The 24,320-nt window shown below is 58.3% G+C and carries 21 protein-coding genes and 2 tRNA genes; 13 read left to right on the top strand and 10 right to left on the bottom strand.

Going from position 1 to position 24,320, the window contains the following annotated elements:
- Nucleotides 1-410 precede the first annotated feature (410 nt).
- Nucleotides 411-1,085, bottom strand: a complete 675-nt coding sequence (locus RYB09_RS12975; RefSeq protein ID WP_041924791.1) for a response regulator — start codon at nucleotides 1,083-1,085, stop codon at nucleotides 411-413.
- Nucleotides 1,086-1,090: 5 nt separating this feature from the next.
- Nucleotides 1,091-2,482: a sensor histidine kinase efflux regulator BaeS gene (gene baeS / locus RYB09_RS12980; protein WP_316888766.1), complete on the bottom strand. Its 1,392-nt coding sequence runs from the start codon at nucleotides 2,480-2,482 to the stop codon at nucleotides 1,091-1,093.
- 144 nt (nucleotides 2,483-2,626) lie between these two features.
- On the opposite strand from baeS, the gene RYB09_RS12985 reads away from it, so the two are divergent.
- From RYB09_RS12985 to RYB09_RS13005, 5 genes are all read left to right on the top strand, one after another.
- Nucleotides 2,627-3,829, top strand: a complete 1,203-nt coding sequence (locus tag RYB09_RS12985; RefSeq protein ID WP_316888768.1) for an efflux RND transporter periplasmic adaptor subunit — start codon at nucleotides 2,627-2,629, stop codon at nucleotides 3,827-3,829.
- 2 nt (nucleotides 3,830-3,831) lie between these two features.
- On the top strand, nucleotides 3,832-6,978 hold the full coding sequence (locus RYB09_RS12990) for an efflux RND transporter permease subunit (protein WP_316888769.1): 3,147 nt from the start codon (nucleotides 3,832-3,834) through the stop codon (nucleotides 6,976-6,978).
- Complete coding sequence (locus RYB09_RS12995) at nucleotides 6,978-8,387, top strand: efflux transporter outer membrane subunit (protein ID WP_046832838.1); 1,410 nt, start codon at nucleotides 6,978-6,980, stop codon at nucleotides 8,385-8,387. Before RYB09_RS12990 ends, RYB09_RS12995 begins: the two co-directional genes overlap by 1 nt.
- A 114-nt stretch (nucleotides 8,388-8,501) precedes the next feature.
- Entirely contained in the window at nucleotides 8,502-10,241 is a 1,740-nt protein-coding gene (locus RYB09_RS13000; protein ID WP_316888771.1) for a tannase/feruloyl esterase family alpha/beta hydrolase, read from the top strand.
- Between the two features lie 200 nt (nucleotides 10,242-10,441).
- Nucleotides 10,442-10,515, top strand: a tRNA-Cys gene (locus tag RYB09_RS13005).
- A gap of 86 nt (nucleotides 10,516-10,601) precedes the next feature.
- Here the strand turns inward: RYB09_RS13005 and RYB09_RS13010 are convergent.
- The gene (locus RYB09_RS13010) at nucleotides 10,602-10,979 is read right to left on the bottom strand and encodes a YceK/YidQ family lipoprotein (RefSeq protein ID WP_316888773.1); all 378 of its coding nucleotides are present in this window, start codon (nucleotides 10,977-10,979) and stop codon (nucleotides 10,602-10,604) included.
- A 193-nt stretch (nucleotides 10,980-11,172) separates the two neighbouring features.
- Between RYB09_RS13010 and RYB09_RS13015 the strand changes: the two genes are divergently transcribed.
- The 5 genes from RYB09_RS13015 (at nucleotide 11,173) to RYB09_RS13035 (ending at nucleotide 14,870) form a co-directional block, all read left to right on the top strand.
- Nucleotides 11,173-11,811, top strand: a complete 639-nt coding sequence (locus RYB09_RS13015; protein WP_316888775.1) for an isochorismatase family cysteine hydrolase — start codon at nucleotides 11,173-11,175, stop codon at nucleotides 11,809-11,811.
- 227 nt (nucleotides 11,812-12,038) lie between these two features.
- Nucleotides 12,039-13,052 carry an isopenicillin N synthase family dioxygenase gene (locus RYB09_RS13020; protein ID WP_316888777.1) on the top strand — a complete coding sequence of 338 codons (1,014 nt, stop codon included), beginning with the start codon at nucleotides 12,039-12,041 and terminating at the stop codon, nucleotides 13,050-13,052.
- A gap of 1 nt (nucleotide 13,053) precedes the next feature.
- Nucleotides 13,054-13,440 carry a VOC family protein gene (locus RYB09_RS13025; protein ID WP_002553400.1) on the top strand — a complete coding sequence of 129 codons (387 nt, stop codon included), beginning with the start codon at nucleotides 13,054-13,056 and terminating at the stop codon, nucleotides 13,438-13,440.
- Nucleotides 13,441-13,608: 168 nt separating this feature from the next.
- Nucleotides 13,609-14,283 carry a lytic polysaccharide monooxygenase auxiliary activity family 9 protein gene (locus tag RYB09_RS13030; protein WP_316888921.1) on the top strand — a complete coding sequence of 225 codons (675 nt, stop codon included), beginning with the start codon at nucleotides 13,609-13,611 and terminating at the stop codon, nucleotides 14,281-14,283.
- Between the two features lie 398 nt (nucleotides 14,284-14,681).
- Entirely contained in the window at nucleotides 14,682-14,870 is a 189-nt protein-coding gene (locus RYB09_RS13035; protein ID WP_316888780.1) for a hypothetical protein, read from the top strand.
- A 783-nt stretch (nucleotides 14,871-15,653) separates the two neighbouring features.
- Here the strand turns inward: RYB09_RS13035 and RYB09_RS13040 are convergent.
- The 6 genes from RYB09_RS13040 to RYB09_RS13065 all read right to left on the bottom strand — a co-directional run bounded on the left by RYB09_RS13040 (nucleotide 15,654) and on the right by RYB09_RS13065 (nucleotide 20,787).
- A tRNA-Leu gene (locus RYB09_RS13040) sits at nucleotides 15,654-15,739 on the bottom strand.
- Between the two features lie 167 nt (nucleotides 15,740-15,906).
- Complete coding sequence (locus RYB09_RS13045) at nucleotides 15,907-16,977, bottom strand: DNA topoisomerase IB (protein WP_058402843.1); 1,071 nt, start codon at nucleotides 16,975-16,977, stop codon at nucleotides 15,907-15,909.
- A gap of 88 nt (nucleotides 16,978-17,065) precedes the next feature.
- On the bottom strand, nucleotides 17,066-18,154 hold the full coding sequence (gene modC, locus RYB09_RS13050; RefSeq protein WP_316888782.1) for a molybdenum ABC transporter ATP-binding protein: 1,089 nt from the start codon (nucleotides 18,152-18,154) through the stop codon (nucleotides 17,066-17,068).
- Nucleotides 18,155-18,157: 3 nt separating this feature from the next.
- Nucleotides 18,158-18,838, bottom strand: a complete 681-nt coding sequence (gene modB / locus RYB09_RS13055) for a molybdate ABC transporter permease subunit (RefSeq protein ID WP_230016275.1) — start codon at nucleotides 18,836-18,838, stop codon at nucleotides 18,158-18,160.
- Nucleotides 18,839-19,606: a molybdate ABC transporter substrate-binding protein gene (gene modA / locus RYB09_RS13060; RefSeq protein ID WP_316888786.1), complete on the bottom strand. Its 768-nt coding sequence runs from the start codon at nucleotides 19,604-19,606 to the stop codon at nucleotides 18,839-18,841.
- Nucleotides 19,607-19,707: 101 nt separating this feature from the next.
- Nucleotides 19,708-20,787: a nitronate monooxygenase gene (locus RYB09_RS13065; RefSeq protein ID WP_316888788.1), complete on the bottom strand. Its 1,080-nt coding sequence runs from the start codon at nucleotides 20,785-20,787 to the stop codon at nucleotides 19,708-19,710.
- Between the two features lie 142 nt (nucleotides 20,788-20,929).
- Between RYB09_RS13065 and RYB09_RS13070 the strand changes: the two genes are divergently transcribed.
- Nucleotides 20,930-21,565 carry a TetR/AcrR family transcriptional regulator gene (locus tag RYB09_RS13070; protein ID WP_032701265.1) on the top strand — a complete coding sequence of 212 codons (636 nt, stop codon included), beginning with the start codon at nucleotides 20,930-20,932 and terminating at the stop codon, nucleotides 21,563-21,565.
- 49 nt (nucleotides 21,566-21,614) lie between these two features.
- On the top strand, nucleotides 21,615-22,598 hold the full coding sequence (locus RYB09_RS13075) for an MDR family oxidoreductase (RefSeq protein WP_316888790.1): 984 nt from the start codon (nucleotides 21,615-21,617) through the stop codon (nucleotides 22,596-22,598).
- Nucleotides 22,599-22,603: 5 nt separating this feature from the next.
- Here RYB09_RS13075 and RYB09_RS13080 read toward each other — a convergent pair whose 3' ends face one another.
- Entirely contained in the window at nucleotides 22,604-23,077 is a 474-nt protein-coding gene (locus tag RYB09_RS13080; RefSeq protein ID WP_316888792.1) for an antitoxin Xre-like helix-turn-helix domain-containing protein, read from the bottom strand.
- Nucleotides 23,078-23,309: 232 nt separating this feature from the next.
- On the opposite strand from RYB09_RS13080, the gene xerC reads away from it, so the two are divergent.
- Nucleotides 23,310-24,275 carry a tyrosine recombinase XerC gene (xerC, locus tag RYB09_RS13085; protein ID WP_057413424.1) on the top strand — a complete coding sequence of 322 codons (966 nt, stop codon included), beginning with the start codon at nucleotides 23,310-23,312 and terminating at the stop codon, nucleotides 24,273-24,275.
- Nucleotides 24,276-24,320 lie beyond the last annotated feature (45 nt).

Raw genomic sequence — 24,320 nt, forward strand, 5'->3', positions numbered from 1 at the left:
GCATTCCCACGCTGGAGCGTGCGGAACGATAATCCCGACTATCGTGCGGCGCTCCGCGTCGCATGCAGTTCTGGACGATCTGCGTCCGGTCTTGAGGTTGCGGCGCGGCGCAGATTTTTGACGCGGAGCGTCACGAACGGCATTCCCACGCTGGAGCGTGCGGAACGATAATCCCGACTATCGTGCGGCGCTCCGCGTCGCATGCAGTTCTGGACGCTCTGCGTCCGGTCTTGAGGTTGCGGCGCGGCGCAGATTTGTGACGCGGAGCGTCACGAACGGCATTCCCACGCTGGAGCGTGCGGAACGATAATCCCGACTATCGTGCGTCGCATGCCGTTCTGGACGCTCCGCGTCCGATGTTGGGTGCTTGGAACGGCATGGATGATGACGTGTGCTCAGCGCTGTGACGGTCAAAGCTCGAGCTTGTATCCCACGCCGTAAAGCGACTGAATCGGGTCCTGACCAGGACAGGCCTGCTCCAGTTTGCGACGCAGGTTGCGGATGTGGCTGTCCACCGTGCGGTCGGTTACTACGCGATGATCCGAGTAGAGCCGGTCCAGCAGATGGTCTCGGGAAAAGACCCGGCCCGGTGAGCGGGCGAAAGTGGCCAACAGACGCAGCTCAACCGGGGTCAGGTCCAGGCTGACACCATTGAACGAGGCTTGATAATGCGCTTCGTCCACCTGCAAACCCTTGGGCGTGTGCGGGTCGGTTGAGGAAGTGCGACGCAGTATTGCCTTGACGCGGGCTACCATCTCACGCGGGCTGAACGGTTTGCAGATGTAGTCATCCGCACCGAGGTCCAGGCCCAGCAAACGATCGATTTCCTCGACCCGCGCGGTGATCATGACAATGGGTACGGCGCTGAAACTGCGCAGCTCCCTGCAGATGTCCATGCCATCGCGACCGGGCAGCATGATATCCAGCAGGATCAGTTGCGGCGGCTGGGCTCTGACTGCTGGCACTACCTCCAGACCGTTGCTCAGGCAGTGGGTCGAATAACCGGCAGCGATCAGGTAGTCGCGCATCAGCGAAGCCAGTTTGGGTTCGTCCTCGACAATGAGAATCGGCGTTTCGGTGGTCATGGAGGTCATGGTCGCAGCCGTCCAGGCAGGCACAGGGTCAGCCAGAGGCCGCCTGTAGGCGAGTGGTCGGCGCTCAGGGTGCCGCCGTGGGCGAGGGCGATGCTGTGACAGATCGCCAGCCCCAGACCCGCACCACCGCTGGCGCGGTTACGGGATGTTTCACCGCGATAGAATCGTTCGAACAGCCTGGGCAATTGTGCGGGATCGACGCCGGGGCCGGAATCCATGACTTCGATACGTACTTCATCATCGCGCATGGCTGCGCGAACCTGCACCGTGCCACCGGCATCGGTGTAGCGCACCGAGTTTTCCAGCAGGTTGCTGATCAACTGTTGCAGGCGGCCTGGGTCTGCGTGTACCGACAAGGGTTGAGTCGCAAGTTCCAGCTGCAAACTCAATTGACGCGCTGCGCAACGCTCTTCGAACATGTCAGTGATATTCGTCAGCAGCTCCGCCAGATCACAGTCGACCTTGCGGTAGGTCAGGGCGCCCATATCCGCCAGGGACAGCTCATACAGATCATCCACCAGCTTGCTGAGCATGCCGACTTCGCCCTGCAGGGACTTCATCGACGCCTGATCCAGTGTGCGCACGCCATCCTCGATGGCTTCCAGTTCGCCACGCAGTACCGACAGCGGGGTGCGCAGCTCATGGGAGACATCGGCCATGAATTCGCGGCGCATCTTCTCATTGCGCTCCAGGGTGTACGCCAGCTGATTGAAGTCGCGCGCCAGTTGACCGACCTCGTCATTGGAGGAAACCGCCACTCGGCTGCTGTATTCCCCGGCGGCGAGCCGATGGGTTGCTGCGGCCACACGTTTGACCGGGTCGAGCAGCGTGCGGGCAATCCACCAGGCAATCAGCACGGCCAGCAGCAGCGACAGCACACCCATCGCCAGGCTGGCGCGCAGCTGGTACTGCTGAAAGCGCTCGCCACCCGCTTCACTGACGCTCTGAAAAGGTGTGACGGCCAGCCAGCCCACGATTTTGCCGGCGACTTCCACCGGGCGCATGAACTCATCGTCATGCACGCCCGGAAACCCCATTACCAGGTTCTTCTGCGCATCCAGCAGGGCGATTCGAAACACTGCACCAGTCAGATCGGAAGTGGGGGGTGTTGCCAGTCCGGGAATGGCGAAGTCCTGTGCGGGCTCCGGGCGCATCACCTCAAACCAGCGATCCTTGTTGTCACGCATGAACTCCCAACTGCCTTCGCGAGCATAGGCCACTGCCAGACGCGGCAGGACCGGCGACATACGCTGCATGGCCTGCTCGTTGAGATAACCCAGAAAACCACGGGCAAAACTCCAGTTCGCAGTCAGACCCATGATCAGGATCACCGACAGCACGCTGGCCAGCACCGCGACAAACAGTTTGGTGGAGATGCTCGATTTCATGAAGGCTTGGGTTTTCCCTGAAGACGGCGTCCATTTAGGCCTTCGTGACCGCAAGTTTCAAGTCGGCGCAGCAATCTTCAATTTTCCTGCACATTTGCCTCGCACTCTGACATCAGGCTTTCGCCACAACGTCCTGAGGCAAACATGTCGAGCAAGATTTTCGCCAAATACCTGATGACGGTGACCTTTGTCATCTACGCAGCCCTTATCAGTCTTCTAAGCGGTTGTTCAGAGGATGATTCGCCGCCCGCTGCGCCAAAACCGACGGTTTCGGTCATCACTGTGCAGCCGCGCAGCCAGGCGCTGACCACCGAGCTGGCGGGGCGCACTCAAGCGTTCATGGTCGCCGAGATCCGTCCTCAGGTCAGTGGCATCGTTCAGCAGCGGCTGTTCGTCGAGGGGGCTGACGTCAAGGCCGGTCAGCCTTTGTATCAACTCGATAGCGCGACTTACCAGGCTGCGCTGGCAGAGGCACAGGCCGCGCTCGCCAAGTCCCGTGCCACGCTCAAATCGGCGCAGGCAACTGCCAAGCGAGATATAGGGCTGGCAAAGATAGATGCCATCAGCCAGCAGGATAAAGAAGACGCCGAAGCCAGTCTGTTGACCGCTGCGGCCGAGGTAAAAGTGGCGGAGGCCGATGTACAGACCGCGCGCATCAACCTGACATATACACGTATTACCGCGCCCATCAGTGGCCGTATCGAGACCTCGACCGTCACACCTGGCGCATTGGTGGTGGCCCAGCAGGACACGGCGCTGACCACGGTTCAGCAACTGGACCCGATTTACGTCGATGTCACGCAGTCCACCACCGAGTTGCTGCGTCTCAAGCGCGACCTGGCCAGCGGAAAGCTGCAAACCAACGGCGATGGGCAAGCCCGAATCACCCTCAAGCTGGATGACGGCAGCACTTATAACCACGACGGCCGCCTGCAATTCAGTGGCGTCAGCGTCAACGAAGGCACTGGTACCGTGACGCTGCGTGCCAGCTTTGCCAATCCAGAGCGGTTGTTGCTGCCCGGCATGTACGTGGTGGCGGTGCTGGAGCAGGCGCAGGATCACAACGCGATTCTGATTCCGCAAAAGGCCGTCACCCGCAGTGCCAGCGGCCAGACCACCGTTTTACTGGTGGTCGACGGCAAGATCGAGCAGCGGGTGATCAGTGTCGACCGCACAGTGGGCAACCAGTGGTGGGTGAGCAGCGGGCTCAAGGCCAATGAGCAGGTGGTGCTCGAGGGCGGGCAGAAAACGCCGGTGGGCACCGAAGTCAGTGTTCAGAACGCCGACAGCCCGAATTCGCCATCGCCGAGCGGCACTGTCGCTGCCACTGACGTGAAGGAGCGCTGAACATGGCTCGTTTCTTCATTGATCGCCCCATCTTCGCCTGGGTCATTGCCATTTGCATCATGTTCGCCGGCGGGTTGTCCATCAGCCAGCTGCCGCTTGAGCAATACCCCAATATCGCGCCGCCAACGGTAAAAATCTCCGCCACCTACACTGGCGCATCGGCCAAGACCGTCGAAGACTCGGTTACCCAGGTGATCGAGCAGCAGATGAAGGGGCTGGACCGGCTGACTTATATGTCCGCCTCCAGCAGCTCTGCGGGCAGTGCGAGCATCAACCTGACCTTCGCCGCAGGCACCGACCCTGATGTGGCGCAGATGCAGGTGCAGAACAAGCTGCAACAGGCTGAATCACGTTTGCCGCAAAGCGTGCAGAGTGAAGGTTTGACGGTGACCAAGGGCAGTTCCGATTTTCTGATGCTGGTTGCCCTGGCATCCGATAACGAAAGTGTCACGGGTACGCAGATAGGTGATTACATATCCAGCACGCTGCTCGACCAACTCAGCCGTATAGATGGCGTCGGCGACGTGCAGACCCTGGGTTCGGGTTACGCCATGCGTATCTGGCTGGACCCGGCCAGGCTGGAAAAGTACGCACTGATGCCCTCCGACATCAGCTCGGCGCTGGAGGCGCAGAACACCGAAGTTTCGGCAGGACAGTTGGGTGCCTTGCCGGCGGTGGCCGGGCAGCAACTGAATGCGACCATCAGCGCCCGCAGCAAGCTGCAGACGCCTGAGCAGTTCGAGAACGTGGTCGTCAAATCTTCCAGTGACGGCGCTGTCGTGCTCCTGCGCGATGTGGCGCGAGTGGAGCTGGGCAGCGAGAGCTACGACATCAACTCGGCGCTCAATGGCAGGCCAGCGGCGGCAATGGGCATTCAACTGGCGTCAGGCGCAAACGCGCTGAGCGTTGGCGAAGCGATCAAGGCCAAACTCAAGGAACTGGAGCCGTTCTACCCCACGCAGATGCAACTGAAGACAGTGATTGCCTATGACACGACACCGTTCGTGAGTCTGTCGATCAAAGAGGTGGTGAAGTCGCTGGGTGAGGCAATCGTACTGGTGGTGCTGATCATGTTTCTGTTCATGCAGAACCTGCGCGCCACGCTGATTCCGGCGATTACCGTGCCGGTGGTGCTGCTGGGCACGTTCGGCGTGCTGGCGCTGTTCGGCTATTCGATCAACACCCTGACCATGTTCGCCATGGTCCTTGCCATCGGCCTGCTGGTCGACGATGCGATTGTGGTGGTGGAAAACGTCGAGCGGGTGATGGGCGAAGAGCAACTGAGCCCGCTGGAGGCGACCCGCAAATCAATGGATGAAATTACCAGTGCGCTGATCGGCATTGCGCTGGTGCTGAGCGCCGTATTCATCCCGATGGCCTTTTTCAGCGGCTCCACCGGGATCATCTATCGGCAGTTCTCGGTAACCATTGTTTCGGCCATGCTGCTCTCTGTACTGGTTGCAATGACCCTGACGCCAGCGTTGTGCGCAACGATGCTCAAAGCCTCGGATGCTCAGTTGCATGCACAACGGGGCGGCTTTTTCGGCTGGTTCAACCGCACCTTCGACCGCAGCGCCGACCGTTACCAGCGAGGCGTTAGCGGTGTGATCAAACATCGTGGACGGGCTCTGCTGGTGTACGTGCTGGTGCTGGTGGCCATGGCTGTGGGTTATGTCAGCCTGCCCACGTCGTTTTTGCCGGATGAGGACCAGGGTGCGCTGATGGCGCAGATCCAGCTGCCGGTGGGCGCTACTGACAGCCGTACGCAGGCGGTGATGAGGCAGTTCGAGGCTTACATGCTCAAACAGCCGGAAGTCGAGGCGTTGATCAGTATCTCCGGGCTGGGGATGGGCGGTAACAGCCAGAACACTGCCAGGGCGTTCATCAAGCTCAAGGACTGGAGCGAGCGTTCCGGCAAGGGGCAGGGCGCAGCGCAGGTGGCTCAGCGGGCAACGCTGGCGCTGTCAAGCATTGGCGACGCCAGCGTGTTTGTCATGCAACCGCCTGCGGTGCGCGGGCTGGGGCAGAGTTCGGGGTTTGATGTGCAGCTCAAGGACCTTGGCGGCGTGGGGCATGAGGCGCTGGTCGCGGCACGCGAGCAGTTTATCGAGCTGGCGAAGAAGGACCCGAGCTTGCTGGGCGTGCGCAGCAACGGCCTGGACGACACCCCACAGTTAAAAGTGACCATCGATGACCGCAAGGCCGGTGCGCTGAGCCTGTCTACCAGCGACATCAATTCGACCCTGTCCACTGCGCTGGGTGGCAGCTACATCAATGACTTCCTCAACCAGGGGCGAGTGAAGAAAGTCTACGTGCAGGGCGAGGCTGCTTCGCGCATGCAATCAGCCGATCTGAACCACTGGTTCGTGCGCAACAGCAATGACGAAATGGTCCCGTTCTCGTCGTTTGCCCGCAGTAGCTGGAGCTATGGCTCGCCGTTGCTGGAACGCTACAACGGCAATTCGTCGCTTGAAGTGGTGGGTGATCCTGCGCCGGGTGTCAGCTCGGGCACGGCAATGGATGCCGTTGAAGCAATCATCAAGCAACTTCCCGAAGGCATCGGTTACGAGTGGACCGGGCAGTCCTATCAACTGCGTTTGTCCGGCGCTCAGGCGCCCATGCTCTACGCGGTTTCAGTGCTGTTCGTGTTCCTCTGCCTGGCGGCTTTGTATGAAAGCTGGTCAGTACCGTTTTCGGTCATGCTCGTGGTGCCTCTGGGCGTTGTCGGCGCGGTTCTGGCGACACGGCTCAGCGGTTTGAGTAATGACGTGTACTTTCAGGTGGGCTTGCTGACCACCGTGGGCCTGGCGGCGAAAAACGCGATTCTGATCGTCGAGTTCGCCAAACATCTTCAGGAGCAGGGCAAAAGCCTGCATGAAGCGACCCTTCTTGCCGCCCGGCAACGACTGCGTCCGATTCTGATGACTTCGCTGGCGTTCATGTTCGGTGTGCTGCCGCTGGCCCTCAGCACCGGCGCAGGCTCGGCTGGGCGCAATGCAATCGGCACTGGCGTGCTGGGCGGTATGTTCAGCGCCACCGTGCTGGGTATTTTTCTGGTGCCGCTGTTCTTCGTCGAAGTCCGTCGCCGCTTCAGTCGTTCTGCAGGCAATGCTCCTGTTGCCCAATCCACATCTACAGGTGAAGCATGATGCGTCTTTTCTGGCCTTCGCTGGCTGTCACGGCGCTGCTCACAGGCTGCGTCAACCTGGCTCCGGATTATCAACGCCCCGAAGCGCCTGTATCGAACCAATGGCTGGCGGCGACGGCGGGCCAACCTGTTGCGTCAGGCAGCGTGCCCACGGATATCGACTGGCAGAACTTTTTCACCGACAAGCGTTTGGTACGTCTGCAAACCCTGGCGTTGGTGAATAACCGTGATCTGCGCCTGGCCAGCCTGAATGTCGAGAAAGCCCAGGCTCAATACCGTATCGAGCGTGCAGCGAGCCTGCCGACCATTGATGCCAGTGGTAGCGGCACGCATACACGCACGCCGTCATCGACCTCAATGACCGGAAAGTCGTCGATCAGCCATGAGTACAGCGCGCAACTGGGTTTGAGCAGCTATGAACTGGATGTGTTCGGGCGTATCCAGAACCTTCAGGACGAAGCGCTTGAGGATTACCTGGCCTTGACCGAAACCCGGCGCAGCACGCAGATCAGCCTGATTGCCGAAGTCGCGACCGGCTGGCTCACCCTGGCTGCCGACAACCAGCTTTTGAAACTGGCTGAAGATACGCTGGCCAGCCAGCAGCAAAGCTACGACCTGACCAGAAGCAGCCATGCGCTGGGCGGCTCTTCCGGCCTGGAAGTGGCTCAGGCGCAAACCACGGTAGAGTCGGCGAGGGGCGATGTGGCGCAGTATAAAAGCCAGATTCTTCAGGACCGCAACGCCCTGCGCCTGCTGGTGGGCAGCGATCTGCCGGAGGAGCTTCTGCCCACTGCCGACGTGCCATCCGTGGCGCAACTGGTGCAGGTGCCGGACGAATTGCCCTCCAGCCTGCTGCAACGTCGTCCGGATGTGCTGAGCGCCGAACACAGCCTCAAAGCAGCGAACATCGACATTGGCGCAGCGCGTGCCGCGTTCTTCCCCAGCATCACCCTCACCGCCAATGCAGGCTCTGCCAGTACCAGCCTGTCAGGTCTGTTCACGTCCGGGAGCGGCTCATGGAGCTTTGCGCCGAGCATCAGCGTGCCGATTTTCGATGGCGGGTCCAATCAGGCCACGCTTGACTCGGCCAAGGTGGAAAACCAGATTCAGATCCAGACCTATCAGCAGACGATTCAGACTGCGTTCAAAGAAGTGGCCGATGCACTGGCGGTGCGCAGCACGCTGGACGAGCGGGTGGCTGCACAACAGGCCTATACCGATGCCAGTCGCAAGAGCTACGAACTGGCCGATGCCCTGTATCGCGGCGGGTCGCAGAGTTATCTGGAGGCACTTGAGTCCCAGCGCTCGCTGTACAGTGCCGAGCAGGAGCTGATTTCCCTTCGCCTTACCGAGCAGAGCAACCGGGTAACGCTCTACAAGGTCATGGGCGGCGGATGGAATCCGGGATGACTTTTTCTACTAGCCTTTGAATAATTGCCTCGCTTAAACGTTTTACCCTTACCTGCAGTGCGGTCATTTAGGTGCTCGCACTGTGGTTTTGATCCTTCATGAACAGGAGTTCTCATGAAACCCTCCCAGCCGAAGTACGTCCGCGCTCTGTCGCTGCTGGTCACTTCACTTATCATTCAGACGCCAGCCCAGGCTCGTACGCCGTCCTCTGCAACTGCCGACAACATTGCCCAGCTTGCGGTGGTCAAGCCGGTCAGCGCGTGCTCTGCGCTGACCGGCGTGGACCTCAACGATATCGGCGGGCAGGGCAGTCGTGTGCTATCGGCCAGTGAATCAATGCGCAACGATGTAGCAGTGTGTGCCGTGGAAGGCCGATTGGCACCGCAGATAAACTTCAGGCTTGAACTGCCTACCGGCACCTGGGCACAACGCTACCTGCAAGTCGGCTGCGGTGGGCTGTGTGGCAACATCAACTCGACCGTACGCGCCGCTGATGGCTGTAAGCCGCTTGATACTGGTGCATTTGCAGTAGCCTCCACCGACATGGGGCATCAGGCGGCAGATAACCATTTTGGCGACGACCCGCAGAAACGCGCCGATTTCGCTCACCGTGGCGTGCACCTCACCGCGCTGGCGTCGAAAAAACTGATCACTGCGTTTTATGGCCGCAAAGCTGAATACGCCTACTTCAGTGGCTGCTCGGACGGCGGCCGGGAGGCCCTGATCGAGGCCCAGCGTTACCCGGACGATTTCGACGGCATCATCGCCGGAGCTCCTGCGCTCAACTTTCAGGTACAGAAAACGCTGTACCACGGCTGGATGGCCCGCTCCAACCGAGGGGCAGACGGCAAGCCGATTCTCCTCGCGTCCAGACTGCCACTGCTGCACAAGGCCGTACTCGCCCAATGTGATGTGCTGGACGGGCAAATCGATGGCCTTGTATCCGACCCACGCATCTGCCACTTCGACCCCGCCGTACTGCAATGCAAGACAGCAGCCGACACTGCCAACTGCCTGAGCGCAGAAGAAGTGGCTGCTGTCAGACGTTTTTACGAGGGGCCGAAAGACCCTGTCAGTGGCGAACATTTGACCTTGGGCGGGCCGCAGCCTGGCTCGGAACTGGCCTGGGCAGGCGTATTCGTACCGGTCAGCGCCGATCAGACCGTCTACAGCGAAACGGCTGCACTGGAGGCCATTCGCAATGTGGTGTTCGAGAAGAACCCGAGCGCGGATTTCGATCTGAACGCACTGAACTTCGACAAGAAAACCTTTGATCAACTACGCCCGCTGCATGCGCTGTACGATGCCACCAACCCGGACCTGTCGCCATTCGCCAGCCGCGGCGGCAAGCTGATTCTCTGGCACGGCTGGGCCGACCCGAACATCTCGCCGCTCAACACCCTGGCGTACCACGAGGCGGTCGAAGCACAGATGGGCAAGACACGCACCGAGGCGTTCTCAAGGCTATATATGTTGCCCGGTGTTTATCACTGCGGCGGCGGGGAAGGGCCAAGCCTGGTTGATCTGCTGACGCCGATCATGGCCTGGGTTGAAAAAAGCCAGGCACCGGATGCGATTGTCGCCCGACAGGCAGGCCCCGAGAAGGCTGGCAACCGGCAGAGACCGCTGCCAAAAGCCCTGCCAGCATCGATGGTCAAGGAAAACGTCGGTAATCGCGGGCGTACCCGCAAGGTCTTCCCGTACCCGTTCATGGCCGAGTACGACCACAAGGGCTATTCGAAAAACGCGAACAGCTACCAGCGCGCCCAGCCATTGACCACGGAAAAAACACCGCACTGGATGGGGGCAGGCTTCTTCAAACCGTATGCGCCTCTGGAGCGTCAGGTTGATTAGCTGTTACACCTGCGCGCAGTGAGCGAATTATTTTCTCCTCGTTCTTGACATGACATGCGAACCAGTACAGAATTGCGTCCATTCCTGAGCGAGGAATTGAAAAAAACCCTTTAGATTCAATGGGTTGGAAGCCAAAGAAATACCGGTTTCCCGCGAAATGAAAATACGTTTGATGTTTAAGTGAAGCATCTTTCGTTTGAGGCCGAGTAGCAAAATGGTTATGCAGCGGATTGCAAATCCGCCTACGCCGGTTCGATTCCGACCTCGGCCTCCACTATTCAAAGCCCCGCAGATTAACGTCTGCGGGGTTTTTTATTGGGCGCGATGAAAGTGATGGGGTCCGAAAACCGAGCTCAGCCGCTATTTAAAGCGGCTTGCGTTGATATAGCCGTATTGGTTTTGCTGATAAATCGTGTAAGGCAGGAGCAGTGTATCTACGATGCCTGATAAGCCCATGTCCAGTAAAACCCACTCGGGAGCATTGGTCTTCTGATAAGCGCTACTCTGTTTGGGCTCTGCGTTCAGTTCACAAAAATCGAGCATAACTCCGCTGTAAACGCGCGGAATGGAGGAGCAATTTGATTTCCAGTCAGTGAGCTTTTCACCTGCGACGGAATCGGGCCTGAACGTTGTGTTGATTGTTCCGCATCCCGTCAACGCAAGCGTGAGCAATAGCAGGCACTGAATTTTCAGATGAAGCACACATGACTCTTTTTGGGTTACGAAACCTGGCTTCATGACTACGTTCCTTGTGTTTTCAATGCAATTGGGACGGCAGAGCGAGCGCGCGAGGCACATGCCCGTCGGTGTTGCATGATCGCCGTGGGTGTTCAATGGATGGTTGTTTCGCCGGGAATTGATCTGTCACATGCAGCACGATTATTGCTTGCCATGCCCAACCAGCCTGTCAGGCATAACCGAGGTAAACCCGATGAGCAAACCCCTTGTCCGATGGCCGATCAACCCGCGCAGAACGGCGGTCATCGTCGTAGACATGCAAAAAGTCTTTTGTGAGCCCACTGGAGCGTTGTATGTAAAAAGTACGGCGGATATCGTCCAGCCGATCCAGAAGCTGCTGCAGGCCGCGCGAGCTGCTCAGGTGACGGTGGTTTATCTGCGCCATATCGTGCGCGGCGATGGTTCGGACACCGGGCGCATGCGCGATTTGTACCCGAATGTGGATCAGATACTGGCACGGCATGATCCGGACGTTGAGGTTATCGAAGCGCTCGCGCCCCAGTCGGGTGATGTGATTGTCGACAAGCTGTTCTACAGCGGCTTTCACAACACGGACCTGGACACGGTGCTGCGCGCGCGGGATGTCGATACGATCATTGTCTGCGGTACGGTCACCAACGTGTGTTGTGAAACCACGATCAGGGACGGCGTGCACCGGGAATACAAGGTTATCGCCCTGAGTGACGCCAATGCTGCGATGGACTACCCGGATGTCGGTTTTGGTGCGGTTTCAGCCGCAGACGTTCAGCGTATATCGCTGACGACTATTGCCTATGAGTTCGGAGAGGTCACCACGACCGCCGATGTCATCCGGCGTATTGAAAGTGCGTAGCCGCACGGGAGATAAATGTGCGCAGTTCTGGGCCGTTTTTCATCTGTGCGCATTCAAACCATGCGTTCCGTTTCAGACCGTTTGATCTGGCTTGAACGGTCGATACGGCTAACTGTTTGTATGAATTGTGAATTCTTCCAGTGGCATGCTTTCTGCTCTCGTCTCGCTGACCTTCACCCTTGCCGGTGAAACTTTCCCGCACCGTGTCAGCGAGAGGAAACAGCCGTATGACTCTGCACTATGTGCCCATTATCAACCTGGCCCCTTATTTTTCAGGAGAACCGGACGGCAAGGCAGCCGTGGCGCAGGCAGTCAATCAAGCGTGTAAGGACATTGGGTTTCTGGTAATCACCGAGCACCAGATTCCCAAAGAACTTATCGATAAGGTCTCCGGTTTGACCCGCCAGTTCTTTGATTTGCCGCTAGCGGAAAAACGCAAGGTTGATCGTCCCAGCCCGGAGATGGTGCGTGGTTACAGTGCGATAGCGGAGGAGAGCCTGTCGTATTCTCTGGAAGAAAGTGCGCCGGGGGATCTGAAGGAATCCTTCTCCATCGGGCCGAGCAACGTGCCGAACGAAGATTATTACCACAACGCCGAAGCAGGCTCGCACTTCGCGCCGAATGTCTGGCCTGCCGAGGCGTTGCTGCCTGGGTTCAAAGAGGCTTATCAAGCTTATTTCGAGGCGATGAGCGAACTGGCGCAATCGTTGATGCGCCTGTTTGCTCTGGCATTGGAGCTGGAAGAGTGCTTTTTTGATGATAGAATCGACCGGCATATCAGTATGTTCCGCAGCCTGAGTTACCCGGACATCAAGACCGAAGTCGAGGCCGGCCAGCTGCGCGCCAGCGCGCATACTGACTACGGCAGCCTGACCATCGTGCGCCCCGACAATGCGCTGGGTGGCTTGCAGGTACGTAATCAGCAAGGCGAATGGGTCGATGTGCCCTATGTCGAGAACGGTTTTGTGGTCAACATCGGCGACCTGATGATGCAGTGGACCAACGACCAGTGGATTTCCACCCTGCACCGCGTGGTCAACCCGCCCATTAGCAGTGAGCAGGACAACCGTCGGCAGTCACTGGTGTTCTTCCATCAACCCAACTACGACACCTTGATCGAGTGTCTGCCCGGTTGCCTGCCGCCTGGCACCGCGCCACGGCACGCGCCGGTCACCTCGGGCGATCACTTGCTGGCCAAGTTCGTCAAACAGACGACCTTCGGCGGCAGCAAGGTGGCCTGACATGAGCACACTTTCATACGTCAACGTGTTCGCGCAGGACATCATCGGTTTAAGCGGTTTTTACTCGAAGCTGTTCGGCTTCAGTGAAATCGAGGCCATCAGGTCGCCTATTTTTCGTGGGCTGGACACAGGCAAATCCTGCATCGGTTTCAATGCACTCGATGCCTACGAATTGTTGGGGCTGGATGAGTTTACTGGTAGCACCGGTTGCCGGTTTCTCCTCAACATTGATGTCGATGAGCAATCCGAGGTGGACAGGTTGGTGCCTCAAGCAGTGGCGCTGGGTGCGCGATTGATCAAGGCGCCGTATCTGACGTATTACCATTGGTATCAGGCGGTTTTGCTGGACCCCGAGGGGAATATATTTCGGATTAACTTCATGCTTTAAGTGCTGCGGGCACGTACAACAACGGTGGCGGGTTGGGCAGTTCACCAGCCCTCACGTTTCAGGTTTTCACAGAAAAATCTACTGGCTGTACTGCTAGCTATCCGGCCCATGGAAGCAGGTCTTCAATTGTGCAACAGGCAAGGCATGCCTGATTCAAGAATTGGGGATATGGAAATGAGTGAATCTGATAGTAAGCAACCCAGACACGGTAGGGTTATCGAGCCTGCATCGCGGGGCTCGTATGCCATGGATCAGGGGATGGTACTGGAGTGGCATCTGCACGGAATAGAAAGTGGCAAAAACTTCCCTGATAAATTAGAAGGCCCTGCACACGATTTTCCTCGCACAGACGAGTATGCAGATGGCGATGTTGATAGTGCTGTCCCGCCAGTAGATGGACTGATAGTGAGTGCAGGCTGGACTGATGAGCGCGACTGTTTGAATTACACCGATACAGAGCTCACTGAGGCACTGAAAAAGAAGGGCATCATTAACACTGAAGGCTGGCCTCGCCTGAGCGTGAAAAGTGGGAGTACGTTTGACGTAACCTGGAGGTATGAAGCGACTCATGTGACGCGTGGTTATCGTTGGTTCATTACCAAAGATGGATGGGACGAGAGCACCCGATTGACGCGCAATCACTTTCAAGAGAACCCTTTTGACGAAAAAATTTCCCTTCTTCAGCCTTTTGACAAACACCGCGGTGAGCTTGAGCCGGCAATAATAGATTCGGCAGTGTTGCCGGAGGGCAAAAAGGGTCACCATTGCATTCTTCTGCTCTGGATTGTTGCAGAGTCGCCGATGGCGTTTTACCAAGCATTTGATGTCGACTTTGGTGAGTAAATCGGCATTCTGCAAGGCCTGCGGTTTAACCGCAGGGTGCTCCCAGGCTCGGGTTCCGTCTTGCATCCTGGGTGTTCAGGTTACTGGAGTGCAGCGACAGACGTGAAGACTGCGCAGCAAGCCCCAGCGATCCCATTCGCCGGTATCACTAAGGGATGTTCTCCAAATGACTCGCTCACTCTCCAGTTTGCAGCGATACCTGAAACGGTCGCCATGGTCCCGTCGATAGGCTATCTCACGTGGACTTTGCTGAACCGTCTTCATGGTTTTGGTTTTACGACCCACTTTAACTGAAAGAGTAGCCTTGCATATTTCCGAGGGCGAGAAGTCAGCGCCTTGGGCTCTGGCAACATGAAGAGGCTTAAACTGACTCACGCTTTTTATGTGGAGTTTCAAGTGTGAACAGTCTTTTAGAACGATTGCTTGCCCTTGTTTTGTTTGTGCCTCTGATGTTTGCAGGTGCGTGGCTTGGGTTTGAGATACCTGGAATAGATCACGGCACACGGACAGTATTTTTCGTCGGCTGGATGATCGCGATGGCATTTGTTGTCGATCGAATCTGCACAAGAGTACTCAGGGGAAAGTAGGCAGTAGATCCGGGATCTGTACGACCGCGCCTGGCATCTGGGTAGGGATCTGGAGATGATGCTTTCAAACCTGAACATTTCCAATAGGAAGAGCAGGAATCCAGCGTGTGTCTCGCATTTGTAACGTCGTCATCGGTTGGGGGGGCCGGGTTGCATGCTTGCGATCGTGCCGGCGAACAGAGACAAGGAAACCCGACTGGCCTTGCGCCCAATCGGGTCTGAAGCTTCACCGATAGCTATTGAAAAGGCATGGCACCAGTGGTTGGCCTACAGCCGAGCATTCACTGCCTTTGTTGTATAGAGGCTGCATCAACGACCCCATGACAAAGCCAAATAAGATGGCCACTACTAAGTAGGCTTTGGCTCGTTCTTTCGGTTTATCAGTGTTGTCCATCCAAGCCCCGAGGGTTCGTAACTGACGGCCAGCGAGGTATAGGAGGCAAAAAGCCAGAGGAAGGGCGAAGCTCAAGATTCCAATTTCAAAGCCTGGTTTCATGTTCAACTCCTCATATTTGGATCCAATCTTATAAACAATCTGTTCTTTTCTTTCAACCCGAACTTCGCGAAATACTCAGTCTTCGGTGTAGTCGATGTTCATGATGGGGGATTCTCAACTGCTGTATTTGCATACAGCAGTTGAGTCTTTCAGATTTGGGGAAGTGGTGTTCGTCAGCAGGACGCCGGAGAAAGATTTTTTTGGAATTGCGGACCACGACTGTTTTTGCAGACCAAAACAAAAAGGGCCTACTGAGCAAAATGCCCCGTAAGCCCTTGATCTATATATGGTGCCCCGAGCCGGGGTCGAACCGGCACGTCCAAAGGACGAGGGATTTTAAGTCCCTTGCGTCTACCAATTTCGCCATCGGGGCGGTAGCGCCAAGAGCAGGGAATATATACACCCGGCCCCCATGAAGCAAGCTTGAAAGCGTCACAAATGACTCGGAATGCCGCTTTTTTGCCTGCCGGAAATGCTTGGTAAATCATGAGGCTACGAAATTTTATTGGAGCAAAGGCTGACGTGCCGCGTTCAGGCGGCTCAGGCTTTGCTCTCTTTCACCACCGCATCGCTCACTACTGCCTCGACCTTGTCAGCCAGTAATCGCAGGTAGCTCGCCAGGGCGACTTCCTCCAGGCGCAGGCCTTTGCGTTGTCGGGAGCGGGGGAGTTTGGCCAGGTTGCCGAGCAGGAAGCCTTCCAGTACTGCGGGGTGGATGTAGCATTTTCGGCAGATGGCAGGGGTGTTGCCCAGTTGTTTCGAGACCGCCTTGACCATGTCGACGATGTGCCGTTTGGCGTCGGCCTCCGGCTCCCAGTGCAGTTTCTGCAACGTCGCGAGCGCCAGTGCGCTGGCTGCCCAGGTCCTGTAATCCTTGGCGGTGAAATCCGAGCCGGTGAGGCTTTGCAGGTAGGCGTTGATATCGGATGACGTCACCGCATGGCGCACGCCATCTTCGTCCAGGTACTGAAAGAGGTTTTGTCCCGGCAATTCCATGCAACGCTTGATCACATTGGCCAAGCGCCGGTCTTTGACGCTGACCTTGTGTTCAACGCCGCTTTTACCACGGAACTCAAAGAGGATCTGGCCGCCCTTGACCTCGACATGCTTGTTGCGCAGCGTGGTCAGGCCGTATGAGCGGTTTTCCTTGGCGTACTGGCTGTTGCCGATGCGGATCAGCGTCGCATCCAGCAATGAAATGACCGTCGCCATGACTTTTTCCCGGCCCATGCCCGGCTGCGCGAGTTGTGCTTCGATCTGTTTGCGCACCTTGGGCAGCGCATGACCGAACTCTATCAGGCGCGAGTATTTGTCCTGGTCGCGTATCTCGCGCCAGCGCGGGTGGTAGCGGTATTGTTTGCGGCCGCGTGCGTCACGTCCGGTAGCCTGCAGGTGGCCCATCGGGTCGGCACAGATCCACACATCGGTGTAGGCGGGCGGGACTGCCAGCGCGTTGATGCGCTTGATCTCCGACTCGTCCTTGATGCGCTCACCTTCAATGTTGAAGTAGGCGAATTTGCCGCGCAGTACCTTGCGCGTAAGGCCCGGCTGAGTGTCGTCTACATAATGCAGGTCACTGGCGGGCTGGCTGATGGCAGTCGAGTCAGGCATGGCTAATTTCCAAAGGCAGTTAAAAACACTGACCTCGGTCTTTTACCGTGGTGCCGTTTATTTGCTGACTGACCGGTTTTTCAGGGCTTCAGGCCAGTACGGCAACCGCCTTGATCTGCGCCCAGAGCGACTGACCTCTGTGCAGGTTCAACTGGTCACTGGAGTAGCGCGTGATGCGCGCGAGCAAAGGCGTGCCCCCGGCGTCCAGTTTCACCAGCACATGTGCCGAGTTGTCAGCCAGCGCTTCCTCCACCACCGTGACCGGCAAGCGGTTGAGAATGCTGCTTTGATCGTCGGGTTGCAGGTTCAGGCTGACATCCCGGGCCTGAACCTTGACGCGCAGAAGGGTGCCGATCTGCATTTCGGCGTGTGCGACGCGCATGCACAATGTGCTGTCGGGCAGCGTCACGCTCAGTAACTGGTAATGACGATCATAGGCACTGACCGTGCCTTCAATGACCACGCCTGCATCGCCGCCCATGGCCAGTGGCAGGTCCAGCCGCGCCAGTGTTTCGCGAATCGGGCCGCTGGCCAGTACGTTGCCGGCTTCAAGCAGCACCAGATGATCTGCCAGACGTGCAACCTCATCCTGAGCATGGCTGACATACAGCATGGGGATGTCCAGCTCCCTATGCAGGCGTTCGAGGTACGGCAGGATTTCACTTTTGCGCCTGGCGTCCAGTGCCGCCAGAGGTTCGTCGAGCAGCATCAGGCGCGGGCTGGTCAACAGTGCGCGTGCAATGCCCACGCGCTGACGCTCCCCACCGGACAGCTTGTCAGGTCTGCGCTCCAGCAGATGGTCGATACCGAGCAGTTCAGCGGCCTGCGGCAATTGAATGTTGCGCTGCTGACGCGGGATGCGTTTCATGCCGAATTCCAGATTGGCCCGCACGGACAGGTGCGGGAACAGGCTGGCTTCCTGAAATACATAGCCGATCGCCCGTTTGTGCGGAGCGAGGAAAACGCCTTTTTCAGTGTCTTGCCAGACTTCATCATGAACACGAATGAAGCCCTGGCCAGCTTTTTCCAGCCCGGCAATGCAGCGCAGGCATGTGGTCTTGCCCGAGCCTGAAGGCCCGAACAGTGCTGTGATGCCCGACCCCGGCAGGGTCAGGTCGGTACGCACGGTGAAATCCGGGTAGGTCATGTGCAGGCGGACTTCCATCGGTGAGGCCATGACTCAGCTCCATCCTGCTTTGGATTTACCGCTGGAATACAGCGCCAACAGCACCAGAAAGGAGAACACCAGCATCGCTCCGGCCAGCCAGTGTGCTTGCAGGTACTCCATGGACTCGACGTGATCGAAAATTTGCACCGACACCACGCGGGTTTTCTCGGGAATGTTGCCGCCAATCATCAGCACCACGCCGAACTCGCCGACCGTGTGCGCGAACCCCAGAATCGCCCCAGTGATAAAGCCAGGTTTTGCCAGCGGCAGAATCACGTGGAAGAACGTGTCCCATGGACCCGCTCTCAAGGTGGCTGCCACCTCCAGCGGACGGGCGCCAATGGCTGCAAATGCGTTCTGCAGCGGCTGGACGACGAAAGGCATCGAGTACAGGACCGAGCCGATCACCAGTCCGGCAAAGCTGAAAGTCAGTGTGCCCAGTCCCAGGCTTTGGGTAAGCTGGCCCACAGCTCCGTTGGGGCCAAGCAACAGCAACAGATAAAAGCCGATGACTGTCGGCGGCAAAACCAGGGGCAGGGCGACGACCGCGCCAATCGGCCCCTTGAGCCATGAATCAGTGCGCGCCAGCCACAGCGCGATGGGCGTGCCGATGATCAACAGGATGATGGTGGTCAATGACGCCAGCTTCAGTGTCAGCCAGATCGCCGCGATGTCGGCACTTCCCAGTGGCATTTACAGCTGGTATCCGAAGGACTTGATGATGGCGGCGGCTTTCGGGCCTTTCAGGTACTCGACCAGCGCCTTGGCAGCGGCGTTGTCCTTGCCCTTGTTGAGGATGACGGCATCTTGCTTGATCGGGTCATGCAGGGCGTCCGGCACGATCCAGGCCGACCCGCTGGTCAGTTTGCCGTCCTTGTAGATCTGCGACAGGGCCACGAAGCCAAGTTCCGCATTGCCGGTGGAAACGAACTGATAGGCCTGGGTAATGCTCTGGCCTTCGACTATTTTGGCTTTGGTTGCGTCGGTCAGGCCCAGTTTGCTCAGCACTTGCGTCGCTGCCAGACCATAAGGGGCAGCTTTTGGGTTGGCGATGGACAAGTGTTGATACTGATTGGTCTTGAGCACTTCGCCCTTGCTGTCTACATAACCGTCCTTGGCCGACCAAAGCGCCAGGGTGCCCACCGCATACGTGAAACGCGAGCCCTTGACGGTGTCGCCTTCCTGCTCAAGCTTTGCCGGGGTGGTGTCATCGGCCGACAGGAACACCTCGAAAGGGGCACCATTCTTGATCTGTGTGTAGAACTGACCGGTAGCGCCAAACGCGGCAACAAGCTTGTGGCCGGTGTCCTTCTCGAAGTCAGCGGCAATCGCCTGGATGGGCGCTGTGAAGTTGGCCGCGACGGCGACCTGCACCTCGTCGGCAAACGCGTTGGCTGTAGCTGATACGGCGAAGGCCAGGGCAGAGAACTTGAGAATGGCGCGCAGCGTGGTCGTTCGCATGGAACAGCTCCTTGATGATGAAAACGCACGCCGTCGAAATAAAGGCGTTTCGCTATATAGTTAAATATATAGCGATAGCCTGTTGTTCTGAAAGCACTGTTTTACCGGGGCGAGAGAATTTTCAGCGCGTTTTCAGCCAGTTGCCGAGTCAGTTCGGTCGCACCCAACTGGTGTTTGATACCAACTGCCTGACCTGCCCAGAGGTTGGTAAAGTCACTGCTGCCCTGTTTTTCCGCTTGTGCGCGCAACGGCATCAGGGCACCGCCTGCCATAGGGAACGCAGGAGCGAGTGGGCTGACGGGGCCAGCTTCGCGCATGATCCGGTTGACGATGCCGCGCGCCGGACGCCCGGTGAAGAGGTTGGTCAGCGCAGTCTGGTTGTCCGTTGCAGTGTGCAGCGCCTGGCGATGCAGTGCACTGACGCTGGCTTCAGGGCAGAACAGATACGCAGTACCTACCTGAACCGCCGAGGCACCCAGAACAAACGCCGCAGCAACCCCGCGGCCGTCTGCAATACCGCCCGCAGCGATGACCGGAATGCGCACGGCGTCCACTATTTGCGGCACCAGCGCCAGAGTGCCGACCTGAGTGTGCAGTTGATCGCTGAGGAACAGGCCCCGATGACCACCGGCTTCGTAGCCCATGGCAATGACCGCATCGCAGCCATGCTGCTCCAGCCAGACGGCTTCCTCGACCGTGGTCGCCGAGGAAATGATCTTTGCCCCGGTGGCTCTGACCCGTTCCAGTAGCGCTCGCTCGGGAAGGCCGAAGTGGAAGCTCACCACCTCCGGCTTGAGGCGCTCGACCAGAGCACAGGTGGCGCTGTCGAAAGGGGCACGGCTGGAGACGGGCGTCGGTGCATCGAAATCGGCCCCCAACTCTTCGTAATAGGGTTTAAGTGCCTGTTTCCAATGCTCGGCGCGTTCGGCATCGTAGGCCGGAGCCTGATGGCAGAAGAAGTTCAGGTTCAGGGGCAGATTGCCGGTATGTTGCCGAAAGGTGGTGACTTCCTGTTCGATTTGCTCAGGGGTCAGCATTGCGCAGGGCAGCGATGCCAGCCCGCCAGCCTTCGCGACAGCAATAGCCATTTGTGATCCGGTGGCTCCGGCCATAGGCGCTTGCAGCACCGGCAGCTCTATAGTTAACAGGTCAATAATGCGGGTGTCCGGCCATTGGCTCATGTGTTTCTCCGGCTTGTATTCGGGCAGTCATGCACAGGGCATTGAGCGCGAGAATAGCGTGAATGGCAAACGGCATTTCCGGCGCAACACACAGACCGCGCGGCGAGGTTGACATAAAAAACGATCGGTCTAATATTCCTGCATGACTCAATTGCCTTTAAAAACCAGACGCCCCGGGCGGCCACCGAAAGTGGACCGCGACAACCTCGAGACCCGCGAGGCACTGTTGCGCCGCGGTCTGGAAGTGCTGACCGAGCAAAGCTTCTCGGCCACCGGGCTGGATTACATCCTCAAGGAAATCGGCATTCCCAAAGGCTCGTTCTATCACTACTTCACCAGCAAGGAAGCCTTCGGCCGGGCGGTACTGGATGAATACGCTCGCTATTTTGCACAGCGGTTGGACCACTGGCTGCTGGACGAAGCGCTTTCGCCACTGGAGCGACTGGTGGGCTTTGTCCAAAGCGCCAAGAGCGGCATGGCGCGGCATGATTATCGACGCGGTTGCATGGTCGGCAATCTGGGCCAGGAAGTCGGTCTGTTGCCGGAGGGGTTTCGTGCCGTACTGGAGCAGACGCTGCTGGACTGGCAGTCGAAGCTGGCCTGCTGCCTCAGGGCCGCACAGGCGCATGGTGAGTTGGCTAGAAGTGCCGATTGCGATGAATTGGCCGCGTTTTTCTGGATCGGCTGGGAAGGGGCGGTGCTCCGCGCCCGGCTGGTCAAAAGCGACACACCACTGAACACGTTTATTGCCGGTTACCTTCGTGGTTTGCCGCAATGACTTTTTTTCAGGGCTATTTAAAGACGATCAGTCTAAATTGGAGGCGCACATGTTCAAGGGCATTTTGATCGACAAGGATGAGGCAGGTTATCGCGTCAATCTGACCGATATCGACGAAGCACAGTTGCCTGCAGGTGACGTGACGATAAACGTGTCGCACAGCACGCTGAACTATAAGGACGCGCTGGCAATCACCGGCCAAAGCCCTATTGTGCGCAGCTTTCCGATGGTGCCGGGTATTGATCTGGCGGGTACGGTGCAAGCCAGCGATACGCCTGAGTACAAGGTGGGTGACAACGTCCTGCTCAATGGCTGGGGTGTTGGCGAAGGGCACTGGGGCGGTCTGGCACAGAAGGCGCGGCTCAAGAGCGAATGGCTCATTCCATTGCCGGATGCTTTCACGCCCGCGCAGGCGATGGCCATTGGCACGGCGGGGTATACCGCAATGCTCAGCGTGCTGGCCCTTGAGAAGCACGGTTTGACACCCGACCACGGCGATGTGCTGGTGACCGGTGCCAATGGGGGAGTCGGCAGTTTCGCCATCGCTATTCTTGCCAGGCTTGGCTATCGGGTGATTGCCTCCACCGGGCGTGTTTCGGAAAGCGAATATTTGCATCAACTCGGCGCAGCGCAGGTCGTCGACCGGGCGACCCTTTCGCAGCCGGGGCGACCTTTGGTCAAGGAGCAATGGGCGGCGGCAATCGACTCTGTCGGTAGTCATACGCTGGCCAATGTGTGCGCCGGTATTCGTTATCGCGGCGTAGTCGCGGCCTGCGGTCTGGCGCAGGGTATAGAGTTTCCCGGCTCGGTTGCACCGTTCATTCTGCGCGGCGTCACCCTAGCCGGTATCGACAGCGTTACTCGCCCGCGCGCTGACCGGCTGGAAGCCTGGTCCAGGCTGGCGAGCGACCTGGACCTGGCGCTGCTGCCGCTGATCAGTCGTGAAGTTGGCTTGAGGGAAGTGATCGACATCGCGCCGCAATTGATCGCGGGTCAGATCCGTGGCCGGGTTGTGGTGGACACCGGGCGCTGAGTCGGTCAAAAAACGCTGGGTTCGCCCTTGCCACCTGACCGCGCATGTTCAATTGCGCGATGCATCCGGGCGGTGCCGAGCCCGGTTTCGCATAATTGCAACGGGATGCAACCGCCAAGTGCTTCGTTGGGTGTCACCAGCCAGCGACCGGCGCGCTCGGGTGTTTCAAGCACGCGAAGGATGTGAATGGCGATCATTGCGAGGCGGTCCAGACGCTCCGAAGCCACGGGGTCCAATGGCTGTTTCTGGCGCTGGCGACGTTCCAGCGTTGAAATTGATGCATTGAACAGCGCCTCCATTTGCCGCGGGCCGAGGGCCAGCGCGTCGCGTACCGCGCGGATCCAGCCATGCGCAAGGCCTGCCTGAATGTTCGCCAGGCGTTCGGCCTCGTTGCGCTGACTGACCTGATGGGCCAGCAACCAGAAATGCGCAGCTGCGCCGCGACGGCCATGTGCTTTGCTAGCGAGGGGCGGAATCAAGATACGTGCTTGCCTTGAGGGCCGGAAAAGTCGGCCAAGGCTATCTCAGGCAGCGCGTCGTTCAAGCTGCAGGGTGTTACCGATGATTGCCGGCTAGGCTGAAGCTGCTGAGCTGAACGAGCCGCGCCAGAGGTGTCGCACCAGGGCCCTCGTGCTAAAGTCGGCTGCCTGAATATGAATGAAGAGCGCCGCAGCTGTTCGCGCGCTTGCACCAGAAAAGGCGTCGTTCCACATGCCGCAAGACCCTTATACCGATCAGGACGCACGCATTGTCAGCCAGCCTTCGCTGCCCGACGTCAACAAGCCGCTGCGCCTCTATCTCGACCGCCTGGCACCCTCAAGCCGCCTGACCATGACTTACGTTTTGCAGGATGCGGCAGATCGTCTGGGCATGGCTGACGTCGATATTCATGACATTCCCTGGCACACCCTGCAGCCTGGCCACGTGACCGCACTGGTCGCGACGCTGCGTGAAGACGACTACGCGCCCAACACCACTTCGCTGTATGTGAACGCTATTCGCGGTGTGATGAACGAAGCCTGGCGGCACGACCTGATCAGCCACGAACAATTATTGAAAATTCGCTCGATCAAGCCGGTCAGCGGTACGCGTCTGGCCAAGGGCCGTAATATCCGCCGCACGCTGATTCGTGAATTGATGGAGGCCTGCGCTGCAGACCCCAGGCCGCAAGGGCGTCGCGACGCCGCGATCATTGCGATTCTGTACGGCTCGGGGATGCGCAAGTCCGAGTCGGTCAACCTGGACCTGTCACAGATCGATTTCGCCGAACGCAGCCTGCGGGTGCTGGGCAAAGGCAACAAGCAGTTGATCAAATATGCCCCCGAGTGGGCGTTCAAGGCGCTGAACGACTGGCTGGAATTGCGTCGCTCGTGCCTGCAGCCGGGGCAGGGCGATGACCCGTTCCTGTTCAACCGGATTCGCCGCGGCAGCCATATCACTCGCGACAGAATCACCAAACACGCCATTTACTTCATCGCCAAGCAACGCGGGCGGCAGGTGGGGGTGAACATCATGCCCCACGATTTTCGACGTTCGTTCATCACTCGTGTGATCGAAGAGTTCGATCTGTCGATTGCCCAGAAACTTGCGCATCACACGCATATTTCGACCACCGCCAGCTACGACATGCGCAGCGAGAACGAGCGCCGTAACGTGGTGGACGGGTTCGATCTTTAAGCAAAAAAAAGCCACCTCGCACAAGCGGGGTGGCTTAAAAGATCT

The organism is Pseudomonas syringae group sp. J254-4, assembly GCF_032586855.1.
Lineage (GTDB): Bacteria > Pseudomonadota > Gammaproteobacteria > Pseudomonadales > Pseudomonadaceae > Aquipseudomonas > Aquipseudomonas amygdali.